The organism is Acidobacteriota bacterium, assembly GCA_040756905.1.
In the GTDB taxonomy this organism is placed as follows: Bacteria; Acidobacteriota; Aminicenantia; order JBFLYD01; family JBFLYD01; genus JBFLYD01.
Genome location: JBFLYD010000015.1, coordinates 39715 through 51695, shown reverse-complemented (window position 1 = coordinate 51695; position 11981 = coordinate 39715). Strand labels below are relative to the sequence as shown.

Here is an 11981-nt window from a genome sequence, read left to right as displayed (position 1 = left end):
TAAATTACTGTGGAAGATAGAGAATGATTTGTCCGTTTATTGCCGGGAGGTAGCTTAATGGTGGACCTTGAAGAAAAAATCAATCAAAGAATTTCTTTATTTGAAAATTCCGATAGGATGTTCCCCTATTCTTGACTTCTCATGCGAAAAAGATGGCGCTTCTAAAATATGGGTTTCATATACTCAGTATGATGGAAATGACTGGGAAATATACGCAAAATGTCTTGATGCTTCCATGGTGCATCAAGAAAACTCCATAAAAATGTCATCCAATGAATTTCAGGATAGGAATCCTCAACTGTTGAATGTAAATGGAGAAATGTTTGTCATCTGGGAAAAAATTTCAAATGGAAAAACATCAATTTCAATAAAAAAATTAAATTCAGAACAAAGTGAACTGGACATAATTCCATTTCAGGAAAAAACAATTCTTTTTAAGGCATTTACCTCTGATGGAACCATAAAGATTCTATATTTCCCAAAAGGAAGAAATAATAAATTATACATAAAAAATTTAAACGAAAGATATTTAAGTAAAACAACATCAGAAGATTCAATATATGACCATGAAACTGAAGAAAATAAATCTAAAAAAAGTTTTGAGTTCTTTATTGACCCGAATGAGTACATTGCATTTGGGGATAGTATAACTTATGGAACATTCGGAGATGGATTTTTTCCGGAAAAAGGTTATATTCCAAGACTACAGAATTTCTTGCTTCAAAATTTAGGAAGCTCTACCGTATTGAACAGAGGAATCCCAGGAGAAGATACAATTCATGGATTGAGCAGAATCGATGCTGTTTTAAACAAAGATAGATCAGGATATTTTCTTCTGCTGGAAGGGACAAATGATGTAACTCTTGGCTACTCCATAGATAATATCACATTCAATTTAAAAGAAATCCTTAAAAAATGTTTGAATCTTGGAACAAGACCGCTAATCGCTTCAATCATCCCCAAAGCTTTTGATTACGAATATCAGAATTTCTTAGTGATTCAACTTAAGGAAAAAATAAAAAAACTCTCAGATGAATTATCCATTCCATTTGTAGACCAGTTTACAGCGTTTTATTCGTATCCAGATGAATATGGAGGCTGGAGATCCCTTTACTCAGATAGATCTCATCCCAATGAAAAAGGATATGAATTAATGGCAAAAACCTGGTTTGAATCTATAAAAAAATTAGGGCCATTTCCTCCATCAGGATTGAGAATTTCCTCTTCCACTAAAAAATCCACTTCAATCAACTTAAAATGGAATCCAAACTATGATAGCGATTTGCTTGGATATTCATTGTACGTAGGATTTTCTTCAAAAAAATACATCATTAAAGTACTCCTTGGAAAAACAACTTCATATAATATATCTTTGCTTCCTGGGAAAACATATTACTTTTCTTTAAAAGCTGTTGATACATTAAATAACGAAAGTGATTTTTCAGAAGAAATCTCCTACAAACCCCCATTCTGGAATTATTCTAACAATAATTAATATGAGAAAGGTACTTTTATCAATAGCTGGTTATGACCCAACTAGTGGAGCTGGTGTAATTGCAGACATAAAAACTTTTAAAGCTTTTGGATTCTATGGTGTCGGTGTGGTGACTTCTATAGTTTCCCAGAATTCAAAATTTGCAAAATCAATGGATCCGCTTCCTCCTTTAACGATTGAAAAACAAATCAGAGTCCTTGCAGAAGATTTAAAAATTCATGGAATTAAAATTGGAATCATCGGATCAAAGAAAAACCTCCAATGGATTATAAATTTTTTAAAAAAGAGAAAGTTTGAAACTATAGTTCTCGACCCAATTATTAAAGCTTCCCATGGCATAAAATTTCTTGACGATGAGCAAATAGAAATTATGAAGAATGAGCTTTTCCCTCTTGTTTCCATTGTTACCCCAAATCTTTTTGAGGCAATGAAAATATTGAAAATAAAAAATTTAAACCTCAGTGAGCTTAAAGCTTCAATACTCCAATTCTATAAAAGATATTCTACAAAAATTCTTGTCAAGGGTGGTCATCTAAAGAAAGAAAATTGGGATATATTTTTTGATGGTAATAAATTTTATCTATTCTCTGGAGAAAAGATTAAAAAAGAAGTACACGGAACAGGCTGCATCCTTTCGTCTTCTATCTTAGCCCTCAAGACAAAAGGATATACCTGGCATCATGCAATTGATAGAGCAAAAAAGTATGTTTCCGAGCAGATGAAAGAATCAGAAAGAATTGGAAAGGGCCAGGAATTTTTTAGATAATTTTTTACAGAAAATACTCTGAAATTTCTTTATTTAAAATTCCAATCCTTGTGAGGGTAAAATCATATTTCAAAGGGTCATCAGGGTTTATTCTTCTAAAATTTTCAGTTATCTCCTGAGCGGTCTTCCAATCATTTGATTTTCTTTCCGTGAACTTCAACATCCTTGAAATTTTTGCTACATGAACATCAATTGGATAAATTAATTTATTTTTAGGAATTTCGTTCCAGATCCCAACATCTATGTCGTCTTTTCTCACCATCCATCTGAGAAACATGTTCAATCTTTTACATGCGCTTCCTTTTACAGGATCGGGGAGGAGACTCCCAATTCTTGAAATATCTCCTTGAGAAAATTTCTTGGCAAATAAATCAAGAGAATCCCTAAATGGTTGACCTTCTCTATAGCAATCCAGGAAAAAAGTTTTCAATCTCCCATATTTTTTCAGTGCTATGCTTAATAAAATGAAAAAATTTTCAATCTCGTTTAACTTTGTAAAACGATGAACAAAACTATCAATAATGTTGTTAAAGGATTTAGATTTCATGAAAAAATTATAAGGATTTACGCTAATAACTTTCAAAACTCTCTCGCAGGAAGAAAATATATTCTTTACATTGCCATATGAAAGGGAAGAAACTATAAAACCAACAATTTCCTGATTTTCCGGCTCAGAATACCTGTGAACGAATTTAACAGGGTCTGTTTCAATATATTTTTTTTTGTTAAATTCTTTGTATAACCTATCTAATTTTTTCCTTAGATTTAATATTCTTCTATCATCGATTAACACTTTTTACCTGATTTTTTTGCTCCCTGTTTCTTCTCCTCTTTTTTCAAAAACGAATTAATCGCTCCACATTCAGGACATTTTTTTGGCTTGCATCTGGCATCTTTTTGATGCCCGCAAGCAGAACAGCTCCAAATACTCATCTTTTCCTCCTATTTTTTTTATTAAAATTATTCAAAATCCATTTTACACCATCAAGGACATTTTCAGCCACAAAATCCGGCTCTATTCCTGATTCCTTCAATCTATTCAGACTTTCCATCCCATAACCAGTAAGGACAAGAATACATTTTGCTCCTATATTCTTACCAAATAATATATCTTCAACCTTATCTCCTACCATAAAGGATTCCTTCAAATCAATTCCAAAATCTTTTTGAGCCTGCAATGCCATCCCAGTATTTGGTTTTCTACACTCCAGATCCTTTTTTCCATCTTTGGTGTATGGATAATCTGGATGGAATGGACAGTAATAGAAAGCATCGATTCTTACCCTATTATTCAAAAAAATCTCTCCCATCTTCTTATGAATTTCAATCAAATCTTCTTCCTTTATGATGCCCATTGCCACACCTGCCTGGTTTGAAACAACAATCGATAGGAACCCTGCATTGTTGATTAATTTTATTGCCTGAAAGCTTTCAGGGAAAATTTTGATCTTATCGAAGGAATTAGGATATCCAACATCCTCATTTATTGTTCCATCTCTATCCAAAAAAACAGCTATTTTTTTCATAGCTAATTAATTCCTTTTTCCTGAGAAAGAAGCTCTTCTGCAGCTTTAAAAACTTCCCACACGCTTATTTCTTTCATACATAGATGGTCTACAGGGCACTCTCTGTATTTGCATGGAGAACATGAAAGCTCTTTCCTGATAACTTTATAAGGCTGATGTAAAGGAGCGGTTGAGGCAGGATTTGTAGGGCCAAATATAGCAATGATTGGTATCCTGAAAGCGTTTGCAATATGCATTGGACCTGAATCGTTTGTAATAAACAAATCCATCCGGGAAATCAACGAAATGAGTTCCCTTAGAGAAGTCTCACCAGCCAAAATTACTGGTTTTATGTCCATTGATTTTGCAATTTCCTCTGACAATGGAACTTCTTCTTTAGACCCAAAGATGAAAATCATCGAGTCGAATTTTTTTTGTAATAAATTTGCAAGAATTCCATAATTTTCCGTAACCCATCTCTTTGCTTTTCCATAATAAGCACCAGGGTTTATGCCAATTTTAAGAGTGTTCTCTTCTGCTCCTTTTAATTTAAAAATTTCTTCAGTTCTTCTTAAATCCTCTTCACTCAAATACATTTCAAGTTTTGGTTCATCTACCTCAAGATTGAGCTTGGTTAATAAATCCATGTAATAATAAACATGATGCTTTGAGAAGGGGGCTTTTGGTTTCTTAATTCCTTTAGTCAGCAATAAACTTCTTCCGTCAGATCTGTATCCCCATATCTCTGATATTCCAGCAATAAAAAACTCCAAAGAAGTCCTGAAAGAATTTGTAAATAATAAACCAAGGTCAAACTTAAATTTTTTGAGGTATTTTGCATTAGAAAAAATATTTTTTATTCTTCCTCCCCTCTCAAATTCTAAAATTCCTTCTATATATGGAACTCCTTCAAATATGCCTGCAACCCATTTATCAGCTGCAATGTAAATTTTATCATTCGAGAAATTTTTTTTTAGACTTTTAATCGAAGGAATGCTCATTACTGCATCTCCAATCCAGTTAGGAGCTCTTACCACAATTTTCATAGTTTTAATTTTAATTTCATGAAGATGTATTGTCAAAAAAATCAAATGCTTATATATTTTTTGTGATGGAAAAGAAGGTAATTGTTAAAAAAGGAGTGGAAAAAAAGATAAAAAATTATTACCTGTGGATTTACAGGGATGAAATAAGAAAAATTTCCGGAAATCCAAAAGATGGAGAAATAATTTCTGTATATGATCATAATAATAATTTCTTGGCTAAAGGTTCATTCAACGGCAATAGCCATATCCCTGTCAGAATATTTTTCTACGATCAGGATGAACAACTTGATAAAGCCACAATTAAAAGAAAAATAAATGATGCTCTTACTATTAGAAAATCCATTAAAAATACTAATTCGATTAGAATAATTAATTCTGAAAGTGATGCATTTCCAGGTCTGATTCTTGACCGATATGGAAGTCATTTTGTAATCCAGAGTCGAATTAAAACAATTGATTTAATAAAATCTGTTTTAATCGATGTAATAAATGATGTATTTTCACCATTGAGTATTTATGAGAGATCTGAAGGAGATTTTAGAAAAGAAGAAAAATTAGAGCCCATTGATGGTGAATTGTATTTAAAAACACCTGATAGAGTTTTAATAACGGAAAGAAATTCAAGTTTTATCGTTGATGTTAAAAAGGGAGCAAAAACAGGATTTTACATGGATCAGAGAGATAATAGATTTTTTTTTGAAAATTTAATTGAGGAAGGTAATACTGTACTCGATCTTTTCAGCTATACAGGAGCTTTTTCCGTTTTCAGCGCGAAAAAAGGTGCCACTGTTACCATGGTTGAAATTGAACCGGAATACGTAGAAATTGCAAAAGAAAATGCAAGAATAAATAAAGTCGAAAATAAAATAGAATTTGTAACCAAAAATGCCTATGACTTTTTAGAGGATGTTTCAAGAAGCGGAAAAAAATTTGATTTCATCGTAATAGATCCGCCGGGAATTATAAAATCCAAAGGAGAAGTTGAAAAAGGCAAATGGGCTTACTGGAAATTAGCCTATAATTCATTTCTTTCGTTAAAGAAAGGTGGTAAATGTCTTATCTCTTCATGCTCATACCATGTATCTCCCTCTATACTGCTTGAAATGATAAGACTGGCATCCTCTGATTCAGGCAGAAGAATAAGGATTATCACCCAAACGTATCAACCCGAAGACCATCCATGGATACTTCAGATTCCAGAAACTCTTTATTTAAAAAGCTTTTTTTTAGAAGCTTTAAATTAAAAATAAAATTATGTTGAATAAAAAATTTTAAGTTTATAAAATTAGTTTTTAAATAAATTTCGTTTTGAGACCTGATGAAATTTTTAGCTGACCTTCACATCCATTCAAAATTTTCAAGGGCCACCTCCAAAGAGATGGAGCTGGAAATCATAGCCCGTTGGGCCAAAATAAAAGGAATATCTTTAATTGCCACAGGAGACTTTACCCATCCTGAATGGTCTTATCTAATAAAAGAAAAACTTGAACCCTTAGAAAATGGGTTTTTAAAATTGAAAGACCCAGGTAAAATAGATAACCCCTTTTTAAGACAGATTTCTTTTTCAGTGGATGATGTAAACTTTATTATCTCAGGAGAATTGAGTTTCATCTATTCAAAAAACGGCCAGGTAAGAAGGATTCATATTATTGTGTTAGTCCCGGATTTACTGACTGCTGAATTAATAAATAAAAAAATAGAAAACTATGGGAAACTGAGCTCAGATGGAAGACCTATGCTCGGCATGGATGCTAAAAACTTTCTCAGTATAATCCTATCAATTTCTCCCAGAAGCATTGTAATTCCAGCCCATATATGGACTCCATGGTTCTCTCTTTTTGGAGCCAATTCAGGATTTGATTCGATTGAGGAATGTTTTGAAGACATTAGCGATGAAATATTTGTCTTAGAGACAGGGCTTTCTTCAGACCCTTCCATGAACTGGAGACTTTCATCCCTCGATAGATTTACTCTCACTTCAAACTCAGATGCTCATTCTCCTTCGAAAATTGGAAGGGAGATGAACCTTTTTGATACAGAATTCTCATATCAGGGAGTAAGGGAAGCAATAAAATTGAAAAATCCAAAAAAATTTCTTTACACGATAGAATTTTTCCCAGAGGAGGGAAAGTATCATTACGATGGACATAAAAATTGTAAAGTTTGTCTTTCTCCTAAAGAAAGTATCAAAAAAAATCTTTTGTGCCCTGTTTGTAGCAGGAAATTAACCATAGGAGTAATGCATCGAGTTGAAGCTCTTGCAGATAGAGAAGAAAATTATTTACCCGAGGGAGTAATACCTTATAAAAATTTAATTCCCCTGAATGAAATAATAGGAGAAGCAATGGAAAAATCAAGCGAATCTCCAGCAGTTTATGAAGAATACTTCAGATTAATAAATATTTATGGAAATGAATTTAATGTATTAAACAATGTCCCTATATCTTCTCTTGAAAAATCAACATCGGAAAGAATCTCTCAAGGAATCTCGAATATGAGAGAGGGGAAAGTCAGCATATTTCCAGGATTTGACGGAGTATATGGAAAGATCTCTCTTTTTGAGAGAAAAGAAGAACAGAAAGCTGAAGAAGCCCAGCTAAAGCTTTTTTAAGGAAACAAATAAAATTTTGCGAAGAGGATGGTTGGCCTCTTTAAAAAATTAATAAATATAAAATGGTGGTTGCCTTGACAAAATAAAAAATTATATCTATATTCTAAGTGAAATAGGAGGGAAGAATGGAAATCCTGATGGAAGTTAAAGGTTTAATAGTAGATCCTATTAACAATATGCCTGTTATTATTTTAAAAAACATTGAGGGAACAAAGCTTCTTCCAATATGGATTGGGGTTTTCGAAGCAAATGCTATCGCTCTAAAATTAGAGAGAGTTGAAACCCCCCGGCCGATGACCCATGATTTAATAAAAAACTTTCTCCAGGAACTGAATGCCAAAATAAAGAAAATAGTAGTTAGTGATATTAGAGATAATACTTTTTTCGCCAATATATATATACAAAAAGATAATGAAATATTTAAAATAGATTCAAGGCCTTCTGATGCAATAGCCATTGCTCTCAGAGTTAATGCACCCATATTTGTAAAAGAAGAAGTTTTAATGAGAGCCCATACCACTGAATTAGAAGGAGGCCTTGGAGATTTAGAAAAATTACAAAAGTGGTTGGAAAAATTGAGGCCTGAAGATCTTGGAAAATATAAGATGTAAAATGTGCTTCATAAGAAGCTATTTGTAATTGAAGATATTTATGGGACAGCACATTAAGTTTTTATGTAAAAGAATAAATATAACCCTAAAAATCCAAATAATAAGTTAGCTCCCCAGGCAGATATAAATGGTGAAAGAAGAGCAATGTAACCAAGGTTTTTAAAAATTCCTAAAAAGCCCCAGTAAATAATTCCAATAAATATACTTATTCCTATTCCATAAAGAGCCCCTCTTTTTCCCATTGAAAATGAGAACGGAACCGCAATCAAACTCATTATAAAGGGAACAAAAGGAAATGCTATTTTAAAGTTTAAGTCAATTTGAAATTTTATGGTATCAAATCCTGCTTCTCTCAAATCTTTAATATAATTCTTTAATTCCTTGTGATTCATCTGATCAGGCTCTTTCCATTCCTTTATAAAATATGAACTATCTTCCTCTACCCTTACTTTTACAGTATTTTTTTTGTCAAATGAAATTAACTTCTCTTCATCAAATTCTCTAATCCAGGCATTTTCAAGTTCAATATATCCATTTCCTAAATATCCTTTTACTCCAAAATACCTGCTTTTTAATGAAAAATCGTTTTTATCTAAATTAAAAATTGAAATTTCGCTGAACACTTTCTTGTGAGGGTCAAAATATTTATAATGAAATATTCGATTTCTGTCTCTACTCATCATCCATCTTCTATCGATTCTCATGTACGTTTGAGGAACATCAACTCCTCTTATATACTGTTTTAATTCATCAGCTCTTTTATTTGAGTGTGGAAGGAGATTCTCCTGCAAAAAAAACAAAAATATACTAAAAAATACAGAAATTAATAAAACCGGAACAGAGATTCTGTAAAGGCTTATTCCACTCGCTTTTATCGCAGTTATTTCATTAGTTTTAGATAATATTCCAAATGTGAGAAGAGTACTCATGAGAATACTTATCGGCAATACCCAATAAGTAATTTGAGGAAAATAGAACCATACATATTGAAAAAGAAATGAAATGGATCTTTTATGTTCAAAAATATCGTCAAGAAGTTCAAAAAATGTTATCAGGACAAAAATAAAGCTAAGACTCAAAAAACTTAATAAAAATATTTTTACATGTTTTTTTATTATGTATCTATCGATAATATTTGGGAATCTAACTATAAATCTTGGAAGAAGCAATCTTATTGTAACTATGCCTTCTCTCTTTCTAAATTCTTTTTTTTCCTCCCTCATCCCGAGCTTAACTTTTTTTCTTGAAAATAATTCATATGGAATTCCTGGTTTTTCCAAATAGCTTCTTAAAAACAAATAAGAACCTATAAATCCAAATATAATATTAGCCCCCCACATCCCCAAAAATGGAGAGACCTTTCCATCCATCGCTAAATTTTCTCCCGCTGTTATAATAATGTAGTATACGATAATAAAACCAAGGCTTATAGCAAATCCACTCGTTCTACCTCCTTTTTTTGTGGAAATACCAAGGGGTAGTCCTAAAATAGAAAATATTATGCAGGCAAAAGGAAGGGCAATCTTTTTATGTATTTCAACCTGATGGGAATTCCATTGATTTGAATGAGGAATAAATTTTTTCACATCAAATAGAAGTTCAAATATGTCCTTTTCTCTAACTCTTTTCTGAATTCTCAGTGGAGGAAACAATGTATCAGGGTCTAAAGGCTCTGAAGACCTATAAAATTTTGTGGTGCTATATTTTTCAGGCTCCTTTAAAGAATATGTATGAACAATCCCATTAAAAAATTCAAAGGAAGCCTTTTTCTCTTTTTTATTAATGTTTATGGTTCCTCCTTTTGAAATTACTAATTTTGATTCTTCTGGTTCATCTTCTACTGTTATAAAAATATTTTTCCAGATATCGTTTGATTCATTCTGGATATATATTACCCAATTTGAAATCTTTTCATTAAATTCTCCTGGAGCAATCTCCGCTTTAGTTTGAGAAATTATTGTGTTATAGAGAACTTCTACTAATTTATAATTCGACTTTGGTGCAACAATCGACGCAATATAAAAGGTTAAAAGCCATATAACCACTGAAAATGCAAGTATCGGTCTTAAAAATCTTATAAGACTTATTCCGAGTGATTTAAAAGCCATTACCTCCCAATCAGTTGAAAGTCTACTTAATCCAGCAAGAATACCCATTAATGTGGACATGGGGAGAGTAAATGCAATTATTCCCGGTATAAAAAGACCCATTAATTTTAAAACAAGAGAGATAGAAGCTCCTTTACTTATAAGAAGTTCTGTTAACTCAAGAATGTTATTCATGAGCATCGTAAATGAATAAACAATTAATCCAATTAAAAAAGGCGGGATTATTTCTTTTAGAATATATTTATCAAAAATTCTAAAAATCATGTAAAAAGTATACAACAACTATACATTATTAATCCAATTGTTATAATTAAGCGACAAGCAAGTAAAATTAAATTCTCATTAACAAAACTTTACTTGCTTCCAAAATATCATAAAATTCCAAAAAGTTTACTAATCATTTGTAAAAATAAAAGAAAAATCCTTAAAAGACAAGAAAGCCTCATTAGCCAAAGCTTTGACACAGAATCTCAGGGTAGGGTTGTCTGGATAAATAATGCTTTATTGGTGTCTATTTACGTTTTACTGTATTGGAGCGGATGAACTCCCATAGGTCTATCATTTCATTTCCCTCAAATTTAGGCCATGGGACATGGATTCTCTTTACACTTTCCTCCATAGCTGGAGCATGATTCCACATTGCAGATGCCCATTCAGAAGGAGATGAAATAAAATTTGTCTCTGTAAGATTAGGACCTGGAAATTCATTATCTTCTTTTTTTAACGAATGACACACATTGCATTTTTTCTGCTCAAAAATTATCTCCCCTTTTCTTGGGTTCCCTTCAAAATTGATATATTTTACAAAATATAGATAAGCTGTTATATCTGCTAACTCATTCTCTTTAAAATAAATGTAAGGAAGGCTTTTTTCTCTAAGCATTTTTATAAAATCAGGCCATGTATTCCACATTGATGAAGCTACCTCAACGGCATTTTTATTCAGATTTAATTTAGAAAAGTCTGAGGCTGACAGACTCCCATTTCCTTTGACAGAATGACATTCAAGGCATCTTTTTTCCTTCAATAAATTCTTTCCTTTAACAGGATTTCCCGGCTTTTCATAAATTTTGAAATTACTTTTGTTAAGGGAAACCCCCCTTATATAGGCTAAAATACTATATATGTCATCTTTATGAATCTTATGTCTCTCTATCCCATACTTTCTTAACTTCTCATTCATCTTCAATGCGTTATTCCACATGTTTTGAATGAAAATTATTGGTGAGCCAATCTTACTATAATCATCAAGATTTTTGCCAACTCTTCCTCCTTTTCCCCCTGCAGAATGGCAATTAGCACATCCTTTACTATAAAATGTTTCTTTTCCCTTAAAATATTCTCCATACTTTCCAAAATAATCAAGAAAGTATAAATAAGAACCGAGCTTGGACATTTCCTCCCCTGAAATTAAAGGTCTTTCAACTCCCATTTCTTTCATCTTTTCTATCATCTGAGGAGAATGATTCCATAAAGCCCCAGCCAATTTGAGGATGTTTTTCTTTTCTTCCATTTTGCTCAAATCAGGTCCCAATTTACCTCCAATTCCCCAGGTCGAATGACATTTTGAGCATCCCTTATTCAAAAATATTTTCCTGCCTTCCAGAGGATTTTCAATCAATAATTCCTCGTTTCCTGATCCTGAAATATAATAGAATAAAATTAAATTCAGTAATAATATTATTTCTATTCTTTTCATTTTATCTCCTCAAAATTAATTCAAAAAATCATCTTCCAAAAAATAATCTAATATAAAAACAATAAATAATTTGTAGGGCAGCCCTTCAGGGCCTGCCCCGAACCATGCCCTGAGCTTGTTTCATGGGTTGATTCGGGCGT

General features: G+C 32.2%; 11 protein-coding genes. 5 read left to right on the top strand and 6 right to left on the bottom strand.

From position 1 onward, the window contains the following. The first annotated feature begins 67 nt into the window (after positions 1-67). Together AB1410_02160 and thiD are read left to right on the top strand one after the other, a co-directional pair. Positions 68-1495 (top strand): GDSL-type esterase/lipase family protein, encoded by a 1428-nt coding sequence (locus tag AB1410_02160; protein MEW6455506.1) that lies wholly within the window; start codon positions 68-70, stop codon positions 1493-1495. 1 nt (position 1496) lies between these two features. Next, on the top strand, positions 1497-2261 hold the full coding sequence (thiD, locus tag AB1410_02155; protein ID MEW6455505.1) for a bifunctional hydroxymethylpyrimidine kinase/phosphomethylpyrimidine kinase: 765 nt from the start codon (positions 1497-1499) through the stop codon (positions 2259-2261). Positions 2262-2265: 4 nt separating this feature from the next. Here the strand turns inward: thiD and AB1410_02150 are convergent, their stop codons facing one another. From AB1410_02150 to waaF, 4 genes are read right to left on the bottom strand one after another with little or no spacing between them, the layout of a single operon-like run. Then, positions 2266-3054: a TIGR02757 family protein gene (locus AB1410_02150; GenBank protein MEW6455504.1), complete on the bottom strand. Its 789-nt coding sequence runs from the start codon at positions 3052-3054 to the stop codon at positions 2266-2268. Beyond that, entirely contained in the window at positions 3048-3194 is a 147-nt protein-coding gene (locus tag AB1410_02145; protein MEW6455503.1) for an RCKP-type rubredoxin-like domain-containing protein, read from the bottom strand. The genes AB1410_02150 and AB1410_02145 overlap by 7 nt, the downstream gene beginning before the upstream one ends. Then, the gene (locus AB1410_02140) at positions 3191-3787 is read right to left on the bottom strand and encodes an HAD family hydrolase (protein MEW6455502.1); all 597 of its coding nucleotides are present in this window, start codon (positions 3785-3787) and stop codon (positions 3191-3193) included. The genes AB1410_02145 and AB1410_02140 overlap by 4 nt, the downstream gene beginning before the upstream one ends. Positions 3788-3789: 2 nt before the next feature. Next, on the bottom strand, positions 3790-4812 hold the full coding sequence (gene waaF / locus AB1410_02135) for a lipopolysaccharide heptosyltransferase II (protein ID MEW6455501.1): 1023 nt from the start codon (positions 4810-4812) through the stop codon (positions 3790-3792). A 29-nt stretch (positions 4813-4841) separates the two neighbouring features. Between waaF and AB1410_02130 the strand changes: the two genes are divergently transcribed. From AB1410_02130 to AB1410_02120, 3 genes are all read left to right on the top strand, one after another. Next, complete coding sequence (locus tag AB1410_02130; protein MEW6455500.1) at positions 4842-6056, top strand: class I SAM-dependent rRNA methyltransferase; 1215 nt, start codon at positions 4842-4844, stop codon at positions 6054-6056. 74 nt (positions 6057-6130) lie between these two features. Further along, the gene (locus tag AB1410_02125; GenBank protein ID MEW6455499.1) at positions 6131-7423 is read left to right on the top strand and encodes an endonuclease Q family protein; all 1293 of its coding nucleotides are present in this window, start codon (positions 6131-6133) and stop codon (positions 7421-7423) included. Positions 7424-7548: 125 nt separating this feature from the next. Then, on the top strand, positions 7549-8034 hold the full coding sequence (locus AB1410_02120; GenBank protein MEW6455498.1) for a bifunctional nuclease family protein: 486 nt from the start codon (positions 7549-7551) through the stop codon (positions 8032-8034). 53 nt (positions 8035-8087) lie between these two features. On the opposite strand, the gene AB1410_02115 is transcribed toward AB1410_02120, so the two are convergent. After that, positions 8088-10406, bottom strand: coding sequence for an LptF/LptG family permease (locus AB1410_02115; GenBank protein ID MEW6455497.1), 2319 nt, complete (start codon positions 10404-10406; stop codon positions 8088-8090). A 247-nt stretch (positions 10407-10653) separates the two neighbouring features. After that, positions 10654-11841: a c-type cytochrome gene (locus AB1410_02110; protein MEW6455496.1), complete on the bottom strand. Its 1188-nt coding sequence runs from the start codon at positions 11839-11841 to the stop codon at positions 10654-10656. Between the last annotated feature and the right edge of the window lie 140 nt (positions 11842-11981).